This is a genomic window from Microvirga calopogonii (assembly GCF_003347665.1).
Taxonomy (GTDB): domain Bacteria; phylum Pseudomonadota; class Alphaproteobacteria; order Rhizobiales; family Beijerinckiaceae; genus Microvirga; species Microvirga calopogonii.
Window position 1 is genome coordinate 1 of record NZ_QDGA01000014.1, and the last position, 17,491, is coordinate 17,491.

16 protein-coding genes and 1 pseudogene are annotated in these 17,491 nt (G+C 64.7%); 9 read left to right on the forward strand and 8 right to left on the reverse strand.

What is annotated here, in order from left to right:
• The 3 genes and pseudogenes from DDF70_RS13305 to DDF70_RS13315 form a co-directional block, all read left to right on the forward strand.
• Positions 1-184: pseudogene (locus tag DDF70_RS13305) on the forward strand (IS66 family transposase); the annotation flags it as partial.
• A gap of 69 nt (positions 185-253) precedes the next feature.
• Positions 254-1,177: a hypothetical protein gene (locus DDF70_RS13310; RefSeq protein ID WP_114945348.1), complete on the forward strand. Its 924-nt coding sequence runs from the start codon at positions 254-256 to the stop codon at positions 1,175-1,177.
• 357 nt (positions 1,178-1,534) lie between these two features.
• Positions 1,535-1,951 (forward strand): ZIP family metal transporter, encoded by a 417-nt coding sequence (locus tag DDF70_RS13315; protein WP_245435478.1) that lies wholly within the window; start codon positions 1,535-1,537, stop codon positions 1,949-1,951.
• A gap of 202 nt (positions 1,952-2,153) precedes the next feature.
• On the opposite strand, the gene DDF70_RS13320 is transcribed toward DDF70_RS13315, so the two are convergent.
• The 6 genes from DDF70_RS13320 to DDF70_RS13345 all read right to left on the reverse strand — a co-directional run bounded on the left by DDF70_RS13320 (position 2,154) and on the right by DDF70_RS13345 (position 7,357).
• On the reverse strand, positions 2,154-2,687 hold the full coding sequence (locus tag DDF70_RS13320; protein ID WP_114945349.1) for an SRPBCC family protein: 534 nt from the start codon (positions 2,685-2,687) through the stop codon (positions 2,154-2,156).
• Positions 2,684-3,049 (reverse strand): ArsR/SmtB family transcription factor, encoded by a 366-nt coding sequence (locus tag DDF70_RS13325; RefSeq protein WP_114945350.1) that lies wholly within the window; start codon positions 3,047-3,049, stop codon positions 2,684-2,686. Before DDF70_RS13325 ends, DDF70_RS13320 begins: the two co-directional genes overlap by 4 nt.
• Positions 3,050-3,324: 275 nt before the next feature.
• On the reverse strand, positions 3,325-3,786 hold the full coding sequence (locus tag DDF70_RS13330; protein WP_162820390.1) for a hypothetical protein: 462 nt from the start codon (positions 3,784-3,786) through the stop codon (positions 3,325-3,327).
• A 69-nt stretch (positions 3,787-3,855) separates the two neighbouring features.
• Positions 3,856-5,340 carry a histidine--tRNA ligase gene (gene hisS / locus DDF70_RS13335; protein WP_114945352.1) on the reverse strand — a complete coding sequence of 495 codons (1,485 nt, stop codon included), beginning with the start codon at positions 5,338-5,340 and terminating at the stop codon, positions 3,856-3,858.
• Positions 5,341-5,546: 206 nt separating this feature from the next.
• Positions 5,547-6,896 (reverse strand): omega-aminotransferase AptA, encoded by a 1,350-nt coding sequence (aptA, locus tag DDF70_RS13340; protein WP_425374074.1) that lies wholly within the window; start codon positions 6,894-6,896, stop codon positions 5,547-5,549.
• A 239-nt stretch (positions 6,897-7,135) separates the two neighbouring features.
• Entirely contained in the window at positions 7,136-7,357 is a 222-nt protein-coding gene (locus DDF70_RS13345; RefSeq protein WP_114945354.1) for a heavy-metal-associated domain-containing protein, read from the reverse strand.
• Between the two features lie 178 nt (positions 7,358-7,535).
• On the opposite strand from DDF70_RS13345, the gene DDF70_RS13350 reads away from it, so the two are divergent.
• The 3 genes from DDF70_RS13350 to DDF70_RS13360 all read left to right on the forward strand — a co-directional run bounded on the left by DDF70_RS13350 (position 7,536) and on the right by DDF70_RS13360 (position 10,941).
• Complete coding sequence (locus DDF70_RS13350) at positions 7,536-8,816, forward strand: EAL domain-containing protein (RefSeq protein WP_114945355.1); 1,281 nt, start codon at positions 7,536-7,538, stop codon at positions 8,814-8,816.
• A gap of 51 nt (positions 8,817-8,867) precedes the next feature.
• Positions 8,868-9,743 carry a TIGR01459 family HAD-type hydrolase gene (locus tag DDF70_RS13355; RefSeq protein ID WP_114945356.1) on the forward strand — a complete coding sequence of 292 codons (876 nt, stop codon included), beginning with the start codon at positions 8,868-8,870 and terminating at the stop codon, positions 9,741-9,743.
• Between the two features lie 253 nt (positions 9,744-9,996).
• Positions 9,997-10,941 carry a bifunctional riboflavin kinase/FAD synthetase gene (locus tag DDF70_RS13360; protein WP_114945357.1) on the forward strand — a complete coding sequence of 315 codons (945 nt, stop codon included), beginning with the start codon at positions 9,997-9,999 and terminating at the stop codon, positions 10,939-10,941.
• A gap of 187 nt (positions 10,942-11,128) precedes the next feature.
• On the opposite strand, the gene DDF70_RS13365 is transcribed toward DDF70_RS13360, so the two are convergent.
• Positions 11,129-12,298, reverse strand: a complete 1,170-nt coding sequence (locus DDF70_RS13365) for a DUF3095 domain-containing protein (protein WP_114945358.1) — start codon at positions 12,296-12,298, stop codon at positions 11,129-11,131.
• A gap of 6 nt (positions 12,299-12,304) precedes the next feature.
• On the reverse strand, positions 12,305-12,733 hold the full coding sequence (gene msrB, locus DDF70_RS13370; RefSeq protein ID WP_425374077.1) for a peptide-methionine (R)-S-oxide reductase MsrB: 429 nt from the start codon (positions 12,731-12,733) through the stop codon (positions 12,305-12,307).
• A 366-nt stretch (positions 12,734-13,099) separates the two neighbouring features.
• Between msrB and ileS the strand changes: the two genes are divergently transcribed.
• The 3 genes from ileS (at position 13,100) to DDF70_RS13385 (ending at position 17,385) form a co-directional block, all read left to right on the forward strand.
• Positions 13,100-16,048, forward strand: coding sequence for an isoleucine--tRNA ligase (ileS, locus tag DDF70_RS13375; RefSeq protein WP_114945441.1), 2,949 nt, complete (start codon positions 13,100-13,102; stop codon positions 16,046-16,048).
• Between the two features lie 149 nt (positions 16,049-16,197).
• Complete coding sequence (lspA, locus tag DDF70_RS13380; RefSeq protein ID WP_245435482.1) at positions 16,198-16,665, forward strand: signal peptidase II; 468 nt, start codon at positions 16,198-16,200, stop codon at positions 16,663-16,665.
• Positions 16,666-16,752: 87 nt separating this feature from the next.
• Positions 16,753-17,385: a hypothetical protein gene (locus DDF70_RS13385; protein WP_162820391.1), complete on the forward strand. Its 633-nt coding sequence runs from the start codon at positions 16,753-16,755 to the stop codon at positions 17,383-17,385.
• Positions 17,386-17,491 lie beyond the last annotated feature (106 nt).

The window sequence follows — 17,491 nt, forward strand, 5'->3', positions numbered from 1 at the left end:
GGCGACCAACAACGCCTGCGAACGCGCGCTCAGACCGGCCGTCATTCAGCGCAAGGTGACCAACGGCTACCGGGCCATGTGGGCGGCCGAAGGCGAAGCAGACATTCGCACCGTCGTCGACACGGCTCGTCTCGGCCTGGGAACCAACGCGTTCAAGACAATCCTTCAGACCGTGTCCGCCTGAACCTCAGGTCAAAATGCGGCGTGGGTAATTACGCTGCGGATGCACTCGACACAGGGATGATCGTCTAAAATGCTTTCGCTCAGCTCTGACAGCTTCCCGACAACCCTTAAACTGATCCGTGCCAAGTGGGCGCCTATTTTGTTGCGCCCAATCTTAGGATCGCCTGAACAGCTCGTTATCGGCGTTGCTGCAATCAACTCTGAGGGTTTCCATCTTGAGAGAGCCAATTGTCTTGAAAGGCTACAATGCCTTTTCTCTGATGCAGCAGGCACGGCGGTCGTTGCTGCGCAGACTGCATTAGATGCGTTGTCGCTTAGCTTGGCTTCTGAGGGGTATGAAGCGATTGCCGATTACGAGCCATTGTTCTCTGGTGTTGTTATCGGAGAGTTGAAAGAAGCAGAAGGCACATCGTTGGTGCAGATCGCCTCTACCTGGATGGCCATGCTCTCTTCTGTTTACAAATCGCAGACACACGAACTCACTCAATTAGTTCGAGTTCAATCAGATGTTTCAATTGAACCAGATAAAGCAACAGATCGGTTGCCTAGTCTTGTACTGGAGTATGTAAGCCAAAGGCGTCCGGGGCTCGGCAAGTTCTTTGATGCGGAGATCCAAGAACAAAATAGGAGACGCCGGAGGACAAACATACACGGAGTTATTATCGATTTTGCAGGCTCAAAAATCGTTGCTAATTTCGGCACCCTGTCAGCAACTAGCTATGCCAATTCGGTTGATCGCATCAAAAGGCGCTTGTGGGATCTGAAGATTGACCGCGACACTGAGAAGGGGACAATGGCCACTCGGTCACACGAGATGATTATACAACATCCATTAAGAAACGATCCCCAAATCACCGAGAAGCAATACGCTAGAATTGAGGAAGCGTTGCAGGCGTTAGAGGAACAAGCGGATCAAGAGGAAATCCGACTGCGCCCCCTAACCACAGTTCCTCAAATTGGAGAGCACATTTTGCACCTTGAAGCTGCTGCTTAACTACCTGTATCAATCAAGATCCGATGCATGTTGTACGGCTCTTCTCTCGGTAGTTTCCTCTGGTCTATCGCTTGGTCCTGCCTACGTCTGCCTTTCCAAGTCGGGGCCCATTATTGTGATGAAGGCGCTCCGCTCGGCGCCTAATCGAGGGGAGCTAGTTCTAAACCTCTATCACTCCGCAAAGCGCCGCCTATACTCCTCATTCAACCAGCTCCACGTAGGCGGCACCTTTGTGCCGAGAGGCCCAACAGGATGGAGATGTCGCCGCCGTCGGCCCCTGTGACGACAATCATCCTCCTCATCCCCTGAACCCCACCGCCACCCACCACGTTCTCCCCGTCCAATGGAGAACGCGTCATGCCTCTTTCCATCCAGGCGGGCTTTTGGGGCCTGCTCAGCGGGTCGGCCTTGGTGCTGGGGGCGCTCATCGGATACTTCCTCAAGCTGCCGCAGCGGGTCATCGCGGCCGTGATGGCGTTCGGGGCGGGCGTGCTGATCTCCGCCCTGTCCTTCGACCTCATGGACGAGGCCTATCGCACGGGCGGCATCGTCTCCACGTCGCTCGGCTTTCTCGTGGGGGCGGCGGTCTATACGGCGGCGAACATCCTCGTGTCGCGCCAGGGCGCGAAGCACCGCAAGCGCTCGGGCTATGCGGAGGATGCCCGGCAGGCCCACAACGACGAGGAGGGGAGCGGGCTCGCCATCGCGCTACAGCATCGGACCCAAAAGTGGATTTGCACTTTTGGGGCTGATCCGATGCTTTGTCCTGGATGAGAGCATCGTCTTGAGCAAAAAACCGGGTCCACTTTTTTGCACGATGCTCTAAGTTTTTGTTTTATCGCATCTTTGCACGCAAAACCGGTTCCCACTTTTGCGTTCGATGCTCTGGGTTGGGCCCTGCGTTGCCTGAAGACGTGGATGGCCGGCACGAGGCCGGCCATGACGGCGAGGGTGTCGGATCGGAGCACCGATTTCGTCACTCCGCAAAGCGCCGCGCGTATTCCTCCTTCAGGCGGGCCCAGCTCTCCCAGAACGGCTCCGGCGACACGCCGGACAGGCGGGCGGCCAGGATGTCCAGGTGGGCGTGCCAGCCGGCGCTGACGTTGAGCAGGACCGAGCGGTCGGTCACGCGGCGGTGGATCACGGTGAGCAGCACGTCCGGGCCCTGACGCTCCAGGGTGAAGGTGACGCCACCGGTCGAGCCCCAGGTGATGGCGAGCCGGCGGGGCGGTTCGAATTCGGTGATCGTGCAGACCATCCGGTGATCCTCGGGGAAGCCGGGCGGGCGCTGTCCGGGCGGATCCGACAATTCGTCGTTGCGCCAGACGAGTTCGACGGAGGAGCCGGGGGCGGCTTCCATGTCGCCCGCCGCGAGCCATTGGCGGCGCAGGTCGCTCTCCGTGAGATAGGCCCAGATGCGTTCGACGGGGCCGGGCAGAAGGCGCTGGATCGTGAGCGTCGCGGGCTCGGTCACCGCGCCATAGGTGTCGAGGGTGGCAAGATCGGTCATGGTTCGTCTCCTTCGGGTGAGGGTGATTGTTTGGCATCCTCCTCGCGGAGGAGCCGCTCCAGCACGTCCAGACGCCCGGTCCAGAAGCGTTCGTAGATGCCGAGCCACTGGTGGGCGCTTGCCAGCGGTCCAGGGTCGAGGCGGCAGACATGGGTCCGTCCGCGGATCTCGCGCCGGAGAAGCCCGGCCAGCTCCAGCACCTTGATGTGCTTCGAGGCGGCCGCGAGCGAGATCGCGAAGGGTTCGGCCAGCTGGCTCACCGTACGCTCGCCGCCGCTGAGATCGCTCAGCATCCGTCGCCGGGTGGAATCGGCGAGAGCGTGGAAGACGGTATCGAGCTGGGGCGTTTGTAATTCAACCATGTGGTTGAATATAGACGCGCCGTTCGGGATAGTCAACCGATCGGTTTAATATTTATCCGAGCGTCATCGCGCCGCCAGGGGCAGCGGGTCTCGGTCGCGATGGCTGTCTGGAAAAATGCAGGCTGGCGCAACCCGTCCTCGTCTCGGACGGGCTGCGTTGCTCGCGGGGCGAGCCACCTTCGCGGCACCCGCGAGGGGAGGGAGGTCGCACGCGTCCCGACATCATCCCGGATCATGGCTCGCGCCGCGTCCGGGATGTCGTTCAAGCGGATCGATCAGCGCTTCTCGGCGGTGCCGCTCTTCTCGCCCTTGGGCTTGCTCGTCTTGCTCTTGCTGTGGTCGCTGGAGCGGTGGACGTACTTCACCTTCTTGGCTTCCGACGACGCACCCTTCTCGGTGCCGCCTTCCTCGCCCACGAGGCTCGCGGGCAGGAAGTGGCGGGCGGCTTCCGTCACCACGCCGGCGACGGCGCCGGCCGCGGTCTGGGTCAGGTCGACGCCCTGCGCACCGGCATTGGCGGCGGCAGCGCCCGCCTTCTTCGCCGTGCGGGTCTTGGTGAGGGCTGCGGCGGCCGCGCCGGCCGCGGCGATCAGGGCATCGGCCAGGATCTCACGGCCGAGATCCGTGTTGATCAGGTCCATGAGCCCGGACTTCTTGGCCGTTTTCGCCAGCTTCGTGCCGGGGCCCTTCTTCGATTTCGTGCTGCCTTTCTTATCCTTGTCCTTGGCCTTCGCCATGTTCATCTCCTGATGGTCAAGCTTCCGGAACAACCCCGATGGAACCACAGGGGTTCCAAAAGGCCAAGGTTATCCGAAATGGCGGGCGAGGACCTCGCGTACGGCCTTGACGAGATCGGCCTCGGGCACGGAGAACTGAGCCGGGCGGGCGGCCTTCCATTCCTCGTTGGACGCGATGGCCTGAGCCGCCTTGGCGCCCTCGATCAGGTCCTTGATCTCGACCTCGCCGCGCTCGCGCTCGTTGGAACCCTGGATGACCACGCAGGGGCTCTGCCGCCGGTCGGCGTACTTCATCTGCGCCTTCATGCCCGACGAGCCGAGATAGAGCTCGGCCCGGATACCGGCCTGACGCAGGGTCGAGACCATGCGCTGGTAGGCGGCGATCTGGTCCTTGTCCATGACGAGCACCACCACCGGACCGGGCTTCTCGGCTCCCGCCACGATGGGGCTCTTGACCATCTGCAGCGCCGAGAGCAGGCGCGAGACGCCGATGGAGAAGCCGGTCGCCGGAACGGGCTCGGAGCGGAAGCGGCCCACGAGTCCGTCATAGCGCCCGCCGCCGCCGACGGAGCCGAAGCGCACGGGGCGCCCGTCCTCGTCCTGCACCTGGAAGGTCAGCTCGGCCTCGTAGACGGGGCCGGTGTAGTATTCGAGGCCGCGCACCACGGAGGGGTCGATGGTCACGCGATCCTCGTAAGCAGAGGACGCGACGAGGGAGGCGATCTCCGCAAGCTCGTTCGTGCCTTCGAGCCCACGCTCCGAGGAGCCGACGACCGTGCGCAGGTTCTCGACGGTGGCCGCATTGTTCGCGCCCTTGGCGTCGGTGAAGGCGAGCACCCGGGCGATGGCGTCGGGTTCGAGGCCCGCGCCCTTGGTGAAATCTCCGCTCTCGTCCTTGCGTCCGGCGCCGAGGAGCTGGCTCACGCCCTCGGGGCCGAGACGGTCGAGCTTGTCGATGGCGCGCAGCACGGTCAGGCGCTGACCGGCCTTGTCCTCGCCGCCGAGGCCGATGGCCTCGAGCACGCCGTCGAGGACCTTGCGATTGTTGATCTTGATGATGAAGTCGCCGCGCTTGAGCCCGAGATTCTCCATCGTATCGGCGGCCATCATGCAGATTTCAGCATCGGCCGCGACGGAGGCGGCGCCCACCGTATCGGCGTCGAACTGCATGAACTGGCGGAAGCGGCCGGGGCCCGGCTTCTCGTTCCGGAACACCCAGCCGACCCGGTAGCTGCGATAGGGCTTGGGTAGGGCGTCGAAGTTCTCGGCCACGTAGCGGGCGAGTGGCGCCGTCAGGTCGTAGCGGAGCGACAGCCATTGCTCGTCGTCGTCCTGGAACGAGAACACGCCCTCGTTCGGGCGGTCCTGGTCCGGCAGGAACTTGCCGAGGGAATCGGTGTACTCGACGAATGGCGTCTCGACGCCCTCGAAGCCGTAGAGCTCGTACGAGTCGCGGATCGCCGCGAGCATGCGCTCGGTCGCGGCGAGGTCTGCGGGATTGCGGTCGGCAAAGCCGCGCGGCGCGCGGGCCTTGATCTTGTCGGCCTTGGACATGGTTCTACAGCAGCCGTTGATTGGAAAAAAACGTGCTGCGGTCCTACTCCCTGTGGCGAGGAGGGGCAAGGTCGTGTTGTCAGTTTGACAATACTCCCCGTCATCACCGGCCTTGTGCCGGTGATCCCGATCCGAAGAGCGCGGCGCCTTTCCAATCGGGATGGCCGGCACAAGGCCGGCCATGACGTGGAGTGGGTGGATGGCTCTTAAGCCACCGCCTTGATGACCTTGGTCAGCTTGTCGACGATCTCGCCGATCTGCTCCTCGGTGACGATCAGCGGCGGGGAAAGGGCGATGGTGTCGCCGGTGATGCGCATCATCAGGCCGTATTCCTGGAAGCCGCGGTCCATGGCCTCGAAGGCGCGCTTGCCCACCGCGTCGGGACGCGAGGCGAGGTCGATGGCGCCGACGAGCCCTATGGTGCGGATGTCGAGCACGTTCGGCAGTCCTTTGAGCGAATGGATCGCATCGGCCCAGACCGGCTCCAGGGTCTTGGCGCGCTCGAACAGCTTCTCGTCGCGGTAGATGTCCTGGGTGGCGAGAGCGGCCGCGCAGGCGAGCGGGTGGCCGGAATAGGTGTAGCCGTGGAACAGCTCGATCACGTGCTCGGGGCCGTTCATGAACGTATCGTAGAGGCCCTCGCGAACCATCACGCCGCCCATGGGAACGGTGCCGGAATTCACGCCCTTGGCGAAGGTGATCATGTCCGGGATCACGCCGTAGCGCTCCGCCGCGAAGGCGGTGCCGAGACGGCCGAAGCCCGTGATCACCTCGTCGAAGATGAGCAGGATGTTGTACTTGTCGCAGATCTCGCGCAGGCGCTTGAGGTAGCCCTTCGGCGGTGCGAGAACGCCTGTCGATCCGGCCATCGGCTCGACGATCACGGCCGCGATGGTCGAGGCGTCGTGGAGCGCCACGATGCGCTCGAGCTCGTCCGCCAGATGTGCGCCCCATTCCGGCTCGCCGCGGGAGAAGGCCTGCTCGGCCCGGTTATAGGTGTGCGGCAGGTGGTCGACGCCCGCGAGAAGCGAGCCGAAGAACTGGCGGTTCTTGACGATGCCGCCCACCGAGATGCCGCCGAAGCCGACGCCGTGATAGCCGCGCTCGCGGCCGATGAGGCGGGTCTTGCTGCCCTGGCCCTTCACGTTCCAATACGCGAGAGCCACCTTGAGCGCCGTGTCCACGGCCTCGGAGCCCGAGTTGCAGAAGAAGACGTGGTTCAGGTCGCCCGGCGCGAGCTGGGCGAGGCGCGAGGCGAGGGTGAAGCCGCCGGCATGGCCGAACTGGAAGGCCGGCGAATAGTCGAGTTCCTGCGCCTGGGCCTGGATGGCCGCCGTGATCTCGTCCCGGTTATGGCCGGCATTGCAGCACCAGAGACCGGCCGCCCCGTCGATCACCTCCCGGCCGTCGGGGGTGTAATAGTACATGCCCTTGGCGCGGGCGATCATCCGGGGACGCTGCTTGAAGGAGCGGTTGGCCGTGAACGGAAGCCACCAGGCATCAAGGTCGTTGGGTGCGATGAGGTCGTTGGCGGCTCTGGATGTCTGTGCGGTCATCATGGTCCCCGAGAATGGCTGATGGCTGCGAACCTAACAGCCGTTACGGGGCGCCGCAAAAAGAACTTTCGACGAATCCATGAGCTGGGCGCATTGTCGCTGCGGAAACCTGGACCCGGCTTTCGCCCGCGCGGCCGTGCTGATCTGCAGCGACAAAGCGCCCTTGAGGGCTGGAGCATCGGACGGATCCCAAGAGCGGAAGCCGCTTTCGGGCCGATGCTCCGGGCGCAACCCCCGGCTCATCCGGTCATGGCGCGGGCCTCATAGCCGGCCGCGTCGAGGTCGCGCGCGACCTCGACGCTCTGCGCCCTGGTCGTCACATGCACACGGCCATGCTCGAGATCCACGTTCACCTTGGCGCCCGGGTCGAGGCGCTGGATGGCCTTGGTCACCGAGGTGACGCATCCCTGGCAGGTCATGCCGTCGACCTGCATCAGCAGATCCTTCCGAGGTTCTTCCATCGACGATGTCTCTTCCTTTGGCTCGGGAAACGAGCGGTTCTCATGGGCGGAAAACGCGCGATTGCGAAATAATGTCCATTTCGGGAATACGAAACTTGCCCCGCGAGTCGCGCTGATTCATTGTCTGTTAACACACTGATTCGCGCATATTCGCCGAGCCAGGGGAGCGGGGGCACCCATGGTGACGAACACAAAAAACATTTCTGTCCTGCGGGACAGGAAGACGACGCTGCTTGCCTTTGTGCCGGCCATTCTGGCGGCCGGTGCATCGGCTTATGTGCCGAAGGAGGCGGGGATCATCCTGCCGGTTTTCGGCTTCCTGATCATATCGGTCTTCTTCGGTCTCGTCTTCCTGTGGTGGCAGTCCGAGACGGAGCGGCAGGCGAGAGCCATGCACCAGCTTGCCGCTCTTGAACCGAAGGAGCCCGTTCCGGCCGCTCCGCTGGTCCTGCGTCCGCCCGTGCGTGCAGACAGCCCGGTGACCCTCCTGCGCGAGCTGGCGCTGTCCGCAGGCGCACAGATGTACAATGCCGACCCTGGCTCGGGTCGGCCGGAACAGGTGCAGGCCGCGTATTTTCCCGAACCGTCCCTGCTGCCGTCCATGCGCAGGCCCTCAACCGAGGAGATCAGTCGCGTGCGACTGGTCAATCAGGCCTTCGAGACCGACCGGATCGAGTTGCACCTGCAGCCCGTGGTGTCGCTGCCGCAGCATAAGATCCGCTTCTACGAGGCGCTGGCCCGGCTGCGCCTGGCGGACGGAACCCTGATGGGACCAGCCGAATTCCTGCCGATCATCGAGGCGTCCGGCCACGCATCGGATTTCGACCGCCGGGTGCTGGTCCGCACCATGGCCGTCGCCCGCCATCTCGTCGCCCGCGGCAGCGAAGCCATCGTCGGCGTGAACCTCACGGCTCATTCCATCGCCGAGCCCGGCTTCCTGTGGTCGTTGGCCCGCCTCTTCGACGCCAGTCCCGATCTTCTCGGCAAGATCGTCCTGGAAATGTCCCAGCAGAGCTGGCGCTGCCTCGATGCGGATCACAGGGCGGCGCTCGCGACCCTGCGCGAGCGGGGCGTGCCGTTTTCCCTCGATCGCGCTACCGATCTCCGGTTCGATCCGGCGAGGCTGGCCGATCTCGGCATCCGGTTCATGAAGCTGCCGGCGAGCCTCATGATCGAGGCCGCCGAGCAGGCGGATGGCCGCTATGCGGGACCGGAACTCGACGTGCGCGATTTCGCCCCGGCCCTGCGGCGCCAGGGAATCCTGCTCATCGCCGACCGGGTGGAGGACGACCGCATGGTGCCGATGCTCTGCGACCTCGGCGTGCCGCTGGCGCAGGGCTTCGCCTTCGCGGCCCCGCGCGCGGTCAAGCCGGAGATCGCCGCCGAGCAGCAGGCTGCTCAGCCTTTCACTCCCTTCCCTGTGGCGGATGGTCCGACCCTTCTGCGGCGCGCCGGTTGACTTGAGCGGCGCTAGGGCCTACCCGCCCGGTTCCAGCACAAGTGAGACCTCATGACCATCCTGTCCCGCCCCGTTCACGTCGAGGGCCTGCAATCTCTCGCCGATCGCTACGATCTCGTCCTCTGCGACGTCTGGGGCGTGCTGCACAACGGGGTCAAAGCCTATGAGGCGGCAAGCGACGCGCTCACGCGGTTTCGCGCCGGGGGAGGGAGGATCGTCCTGGTCTCGAACGCACCGCGTCCCGGCGCCTCCGTGGGAACGCAGCTCGACGGATTCGGCGTGCCGCGCACGGCCTATGACGCCATCGTCACCTCCGGCGATCTGACGCGGCTGGCCATCGAGGAACGCATCGACAGGGTGGTCCATCACATCGGCCCGCCTCGCGACATGCCGATCTACGAAGGCCTCGATGTCCGCTTCGGCTCCGTCGAAGAGGCCGACTACGTGGTCTGCTCCGGTTTCGACAACGACGAGGAGGAGACGGTCGAGGATTATCGGCCCCAACTCGAAGCCATGCTCCGGCGCGACCTGCTGATGGTCTGCGCCAACCCCGATCTCATCGTCGAGCGCGGCCACATGATCCTGCCCTGCGCGGGAACCATTGCGCTCGCCTACGAGGAGATGGGCGGCAAGGTCTTCTATGCCGGAAAACCCCATGGTCCCGTTTACGACCGGGCGCTTTCCGTTGCGGCCGAGCTGAGGGGCCAGGCCATTGCGAAAGAGAAGGTACTCGCCGTCGGGGACGCGATCCGCACCGATATCGCCGGGGCCGTGGGGTACGGCATCGACTCGCTGATGATCGCCCGCGGCATCCACGCGGAGGAGCTGGGCCTTCACAAGGGCGACCTGGTCTCCGATCACGTTCAGGATTGGGCGGACCGTCAACCCGTCCGGCCGACCGCCTTCATGGAAGTTCTGGCGTGGTGAGGTCGGTCTGAACCTCCTCCACGTCATCACCGGCCTTGTGCCGCGCGCCGTTGTCATCCCCGGTGCACGCAGTGCAGGAAGGGGATCCAAGATCGAGCGTGAGAGTGGATTCCCTTCCCCTCCGCTGCGCTCCGGCCGGGAATGACACCAAGAAGGCTTGCCGAAGCGAGCTCCCTTGACCCGAAGCCCGCTTTTCGACAGGGTCGCGCCCGCACCGATATCCGCACAGATGAGTTCCGAGATTTCTCCTCCGATGTCCCCTTCGTTCGCGGTCTGCCGCGATGGCGAGCCCGTGCCCGCGAGCCTCAGGGGCGCCGTGGCGGCCATCGGCAATTTCGATGGGGTGCATCGGGGGCACCAGCATCTCCTGGGAATGGTCCTGAACTCCGGAAAGCCGGCGGCGGCCGTGACCTTCGAACCGCATCCGCGCACCTTCTTCCAGCCCGACCGGCCCCTGTTCCGTCTCACGCCCGAGCCCGTGAAGCTCAAGATCTTCACCCGTCTCGGCCTCGACGGCGTCTTCCAGCGGCGCTTCAGCGGGAGCCTCGCGGCCCTGACGGCGACGGGGTTCGTGGACCTGCTGGCGAACGAGCTGCAGCTCTCGGGCGTGGTGATCGGACACGATTTCCATTTCGGCCGTGGGCGGGAAGGCAATCCGGCGCGCATGGCGGAACTCTGTCGGGAGCGGGGGCTCGACTGCCTGATCGCTCCGGCCATCGTCGAGGGAACGGAGCCTGTCTCGTCCAGTGCCATCCGGGCCGCCCTGGAAGCGGGCGACATCGCCACGGCCAACCGGCTTCTCGGCTATCGCTGGTTCGTCCAGGCGGAGGTGCGCCACGGCGACAAGCGCGGCCGGGTGCTCGGTTACCCCACGGCCAACATGCGCCTGCCCGACGATTGCCGGCTCCGGCATGGGATCTATGCGGTCAGGGCCATGGTGGCAGGCAAGCCGGTCGACGGCGTCGCCAGCTTCGGCCGCCGGCCGACCTTCGACAACGGCGCTCCACTGCTCGAGGTGCACCTCTTCGACTTCTCCGGCGATCTCTACGGCCAGGTCCTGGACGTGGAATTCGTCGGCTGGATCCGTGGCGAGGAGCGCTTCGACGGAATCGACGCGCTGATCGCCCAGATGGACTGCGACTCGGTCGAGGCGAAGCGGATGCTCGCCGAGGACAAGACGGTTTCGATGATTGGTTGACGAGAGTGGCGCCCTTCACCTCTCCCAGTGGGAGAGGTCGCGCCGGAGGCGCGGGTGAGGGGTTAGAGGTTCATCCGGATAGGGCTGTAACCCCTCACCCCAACCCTCTCCCTCAGGGAGAGGGAGATCCAAGCCACATTCTGTTACCCATCCTGGATCTCACTTGATTCGTCTGGAAGGCACCATCTCACATCGCGGGCTTCAGCGCCCTTGCCGCCATGGCATAGCCACCCATGGCACCGTCGACGAAATGGATGTGATCGCTGCGGGTGGCGGAAGGCACGAAGCAGGTCATGAGGGCCGCATCCTGCCGGTGCAGGCCGTAGCGGGCGAAGCCTTTCAGCTGCGCCTCGGCCAGCAGCGCTTCCAGCCGGTCGGCGAGAGCGGGCGTGCAGTCGAGGGTCATGCGCAGGCCGTCGTCGAATTTGCGGAAATCCGTGTTCTCGACGAGCTGGTGCCGGTAGCGCGCCGGATCGAACCGGCCGACCCTCAGGCCGAAGCGGAAGATCAGGAAGGAGATCAGGCGACGTGCCGCCAGTTTCGCCAAGACGGGGAGGCCCGCTCCACCCCTCCTGACCGTTTTGACTTCGATGCCGAAGCCCTTGAAGGGCGTGGACAGGGTGGGCCCGGCTTCCGGCACCGGCCGCCCCGCCTCCTGGCCCTCGGCCAGGGACAGGACCTGCCCGACGAGAGCGTTGAAGGCTTGCATGCTCTCCTCGGGACCGGGCAGCAGGATCAGGGAGAGAATGACGCCTCGCTCCGGCCTGATCTCGTCGAAACGGCAGGTCAGTCCGGAGAGGTCGGGCAGGGTGCCGGGCTGCGCCGGGGGAATGGCGAAGGCGCCTTCCTTCATCCGCCGCTCCGCATAGGCGAGGCCGCCGCCGGAGAACATGGCGTAGGAGACATCGGGCGACGCCGCGAAGCGGGCGATCCGCACGTCATGGCCTTTTGCGCGAATGTCGGACACTGGAACGAGCGCGATGCGCAGCTCGAAGGCGAAGGAATCCCGCACCCAGGCCGCTACCTCCGAGAGGGCTTCACGGGCGAGATCGGATTGCGAGGCAGGCAGCGCGAAGCTCGCTCCGTCGCCGCTGAACACGAAGGGAAACGCACTCGTGCCGAGCCTGTTGGAGACGGCCGCGATCACGGAGGCGGCGGCCGTATTGACCTCCTTGTAGCGCCCGGCCTCGATGGCGGAGGTCGAGCGGACGATGTCGCTCAGGCCCAGCACCCAACCATCCGGGACGGGCATGTAGAGCTTAGGGTCGGTCAATTGCGAGAAATGGTCGAAGACGGGCAACCGGGCATAGAAATCGGATCCTGCCCGGCTGACCGTCTCATGAATGGTGGCGTCCACGGGCCGTCAGCCCGCCGGTTCACCCTCCGGGGCGCCACGGCCGAGCTCGTCCGGCAGCGGATCGCCTTCGGCAACGAAGCGCATGGAGACCGAGTTCATGCAGTAGCGCTCGCCCGTGGGAGGCGGGCCGTCGTTGAACACGTGGCCGAGATGGCCCTCGCAGCGGGCGCAGCGGATCTCGGTCCGGATCATGCCGTAGCTGGTGTCGCGCACGAAGGCGATATGATCCCGGTCGATGGGGTCGAAGAAGCTCGGCCAGCCGGTGCCGGACTCGAACTTGGTGCCGGCATTGAACAGGGGCAGGCCGCAGAGGCGGCAGCAATAGGTGCCCTTCTCCTTGGCCTCGTTGAAGATGCCGCAGAAGGGCCTTTCCGTGCCGTGCTCGAGCAGAACGCGGCGCTCCTCGTCGTCGAGATTGGCCACGAGGGCGTGCATTTGATCGGGGCTGGGCGGGGTGAGGTCGAAACCGGCTTTCGAGCGCCGTTCGGCCGTAGAGGTCAAGTCTGCCATGGTCAATCCTTCCTACCCGTCGCAACGCTCGGGACACTATAGGGCTGGTTCCGGTCCTTAAATAGGGAGCAGCTCCGGCAATCACCACGCTTTATTATCCGGCCCGGCGCTGCTAAAAGGCTCACCATGCCCATGGTTTCTCAGGCTCTGCATGCGGTCCGCATCGGCGCGGCGCGAATTACCGGCCCGGCTTTCGCATGATCTGCGAAGGTCCGGGATCCTAGCCGTTCGCCCTGAAAGAGAAGCCCGATGCGCCTGCCGATCGCAGGCCACCAAGACCGATTGACCGTCATGACCGATAAGCCCGAGAGCGCCGCCCGCGACTATTCCGAAACCCTGTTCCTGCCCCAGACCGAGTTCCCCATGCGGGCCGGCCTGCCGCAGCGCGAGCCGCAGCTCCTGCAGCGCTGGAACGAGAACCGCCTCTACGAGCGCCTGCGCGAGGTCCAGAAAGGCCGTCCGCGTTTCGTGCTGCACGACGGCCCTCCCTATGCCAACGGCAACATCCATATCGGCCACGCGCTCAACAAGATCCTGAAGGACATGGTCGTCCGCTCTCAGGGCATGTTGGGCTTCGATTCCAACTACGTGCCCGGCTGGGACTGTCACGGCCTGCCGATCGAGTGGAAGATCGAGGAGGAGTACCGCGCCAAGGGCAAGAACAAGGACGACGTGGACATCGTCGAGTTCCGCCGCGAGTGCCGGGCCTTCGCCGAGAAATGGATCGACGTGCAGCGCGAGGAGTTCAAGCGCCTCGGCGTCGAGGGCGACTGGACGAACCCGTACCAGACCATGAGCTACGACGCGGAAGCGCAGATCGCCCGCGAGATCATGAAGTTCGCCGTGAGCGACCAGCTCTATCGCGGCTCCAAGCCCGTCATGTGGTCTTCCGTCGAGAAGACCGCGCTCGCCGAGGCCGAGGTCGAGTATCACGAGAAGACCTCCACGACGATCTGGGTGAAGTTCAGGATCACCAACACGCTGGATGGCGACCTCGACGGCGCGTCGGTGGTCATCTGGACGACGACGCCTTGGACGATCCCGGCCAACCGCGCCATCGCCTATGGCGAGAACATCGCCTACGGCCTCTACACGGTCACAGAAGCGGCGGACGACAATTGGGCGAAGGTCGGCGACCGCCTCGTCATTGCCGACAAGCTCGCAGCCGACGTGTTCGCCGCCGCGCGGGTCGCCGGGTACGAGCGCGTGAAGGACGTGCTGCCGGTGATGATCGAGCGCTGCGCGCATCCGTTCCGCGGTCTGGAGGGCGCGCACGGCTACTGGGATTTCGGCGTGCCGGTGCTGCCGGCCGATTACGTTACCGACGACGCGGGCACGGGTTTCGTGCACACGGCGCCCGGCCACGGCGCCGACGACTACAACACCTATGTGAAGCACCGGGACGTGTTCGCCGCCTGCGGCACGAAAGAAGTGCCTCACACGGTGTCGCCCGACTCCTCCTACTTCCCCGACGTGCCGTTCTTCGCGGGCGAGCGCATCTATGACGACAAGGGCAAGGATGCGGGCGCCAACGAGGCGGTGATCAAGAAGCTCGTCGAGGTCGGCGCGCTCATCGCGCGTGGGCGCCTCAAGCACCAGTACCCCCATTCCTGGCGCTCGAAGGGGCCGCTGATCTTCCGCAACACGCCGCAATGGTTCATCTCCATGGACAAGCCGCTCGACGACAAGGGCGACACCCTGCGTCAGCGCGCGCTCCACGGCATCAAGACGGTGGAGTGGGTGCCGGAAACGGGCGAGAACCGCATCACCGGCATGATCGAGAACCGGCCCGACTGGGTAGTCTCGCGTCAGCGCGCCTGGGGCGTGCCGATCGCGGTCTTCGTGAAGAAGGGCACCAACGAGATCCTCAAGGACGAGCGCGTCAACAATGCCATCGCGGAGGCCTTCGAAAAGGAAGGTGCGGATGCATGGTATGCGGATGACGGCTCGCGCTTCCTGAAGGCCGGCGGCTACGACCTCGCCGATTTCGACAAGATCAACGACATCCTCGACGTGTGGTTCGATTCCGGCTGCACGCACGCCTTCGCGCTCGAAAAGCGGGACGACCTGAAGGTGACGCGCAAGGTCGATGGCGGGCCCGATCAGGTCATGTATCTGGAAGGTTCCGACCAGCATCGCGGATGGTTCCACTCCTCGCTGCTCGAAAGCTGCGGCACGCGCGGCCGCGCGCCGTACGACATTGTTCTGACCCACGGCTTCGTCCTCGACGAGAAGGGTCAGAAGATGTCGAAGTCCCTCGGCAACGTGGTCGCGCCGCAGAAGGTGATCCAGGATTCCGGCGCCGACATCCTGCGCCTGTGGGTGGCGGCATCCGATTATTCGGACGATCTGCGTATCGGCCCGGAGATCCTGAAGACCTTCGTCGAGACCTATCGCAAGCTGCGCAACACGATCCGCTGGATGCTGGGCTCGCTGGCGCATTTCCGCGAGGCCGACAAGGTCGCCGTGAACGAAATGCCCGAGCTGGAGCGCTTCGTGCTGCATCGCCTCGCCGAACTCGACGGCGAGATGCGCGAAGCCTACGCGACGTTCGACTACAAGCGGGTGATCGCGCTTCTGAACTCGTTCATGACCACGGATCTGTCGGCCTTCTATTTCGACGTCCGCAAGGACTCGCTCTATTGCGATCCGATCTCGAGCAAAGTTCGCAAGAGCGCGCTGACCGTGATCGACCAGACCTTCCGCTGCGTGGCGACCTGGATCGCCCCGATCCTCGCCTTCACGGCGGAGGAGGCTTGGCTCGCGCGCTATCCGCAGGCCGAGTCGGTGCATCTCGAAACCTTCCCGCAGGTGCCGGCGGAATGGCGCGACGATGCGCTCGCCGAGCGTTGGGCAAAGGTCCGTCGCGTGCGCCGCGTCGTCACCGGAGCGCTGGAGATCGAACGTGCGCAGAAGCGCATCGGCGCGAGCCTGGAGGCGGCGCCCGTGGTGCACATTGCCGATGAAACCCTGCTCAAGGCCGTGCAGGGCCTCGACCTCGCCGAGATCTGCATCACGTCCGGCATCCAGGTGGTGCAGGGCGATGGCCCGGCCGAAGCCTTCCGTCTCGACGACGTCAAGGGTGTCGCGGTCGTGCCGGCGCTCGCGCACGGCCGGAAATGCGCCCGCTCGTGGAAGGTGTCTCCGGATGTGGGCACCGATCCCGACTACCCGGACGTGACACCCCGCGACGCGGCTGCTCTGCGTGAATGGGACCAGCTGAAGGCGGCGGCCGAATGAGCAAGTCCGAGGAAACGGGTGCATCGGTCGCCGATGCCGGAGTGACGCCTCAAACCGGCTTGCCGCGTCCGCGCGCAGCGAGCCGGCCCCGTTCCCCGAAGGGACCGGGCAGGGGGCGTGCGGTGCAGAAGGGGCTGTCCGTTGCGGCGATCCTCGGCTTTTCCATCGCCTTGATCACGCTCGTCCTCGATCAGGCGACGAAGCTCTATACGTTCTATATCTATGATCTTCCCGTGAAGGAGCCGGTCGAACTCGCTCCCTTCGTGAACCTGATCGTGGTCTGGAACCGCGGCATTTCCTATGGCCTGTTCCAGCAGAACTCGGATATCGGCCGCTGGGGGCTGATCGTCGTCTCCATCCTGGCCGCCATCGGTCTGTCCTTCTGGATCCGTCGGACCAAGGCCAAGCTCCTGGCGGCGTCCCTCGGCCTGATCGTCGGCGGGGCGATCGGGAACGTCATCGACCGTCTCTGGTTCGGGGCGGTGTTCGATTTCATTCAGATCCACTTCGGCTCGTGGTCCTGGTACGTGTTCAACGTGGCCGACGCGGCCATCGTTGCGGGGGTGGTCGGTTTGCTTTATGACTCCTTCGTCCTGGAGGCACGGCGGGCCAAATAACGATATTTTATGGCGCCTGCCGCCATATGTTCGCCAGAATGAGCGATCAGGCCTTCCGGCCACAATGAGAAACGAATGGTGGGTGCCATGAAGGGAATGAAAATCATAGGCCGTGCGGGGGCCTTGGCGCTTCTGATCGTCGCCACCGGCGCGTCGGCCGAGGAAGGCGAGGCGATGAAGAGCATCCTCGGCGCCATCGGCATCATTCCCAAGGAAAAGGCGCCTATCACCTACAACGAGCGCGCTCCGCTCGTGCTTCCCCCCAAGATGGACCTGCCGGCGCCGGCTTCTGGCGGCGCCGAAGCGCGTAACGGCAACTGGCCCAAGGATCCGGATGTGGCGGCTCGCCGCAAGGCCGCGGCTGAGGCCCGTACGCCCTATACCAGCTCCGAACTCTACAAGAACACCGAAGGAAAGCGCCTCTCGATCGAAGAGATGCGCGCCGGCCGCAACCCCAATGCCTCGGCCGGTCCGCAGGCTCCCGTCGGTCGTCAGGCCGACATCGCCCGCATGACCCCGGACGAACTCCGCGCCTTCACCAAGGATGAGAAGCCGGAGCTGCAGGGCAACGGCATCGACCGTCGCTATCTCAGCGATCCTCCGGGCGATCTGCTGCGGGCTCAGGGCGGCGGCAAGCTCAAAGCCTCCGCGGATCCCGTCATCTCGGGCGATCCCGACAGCCCATCGGCCTATCTCCGCCAGCGGCAGAGCAGGCAGTAAGCTTTGCCTCTTCCCACTTCCTTCAGGCGAACGGGTTCACCCGCTTCGCCTGAAAACGTTATGGGGCCTGTGAAAGCCAAGCCTCTGTCCAGCTCTTCCGGACAAA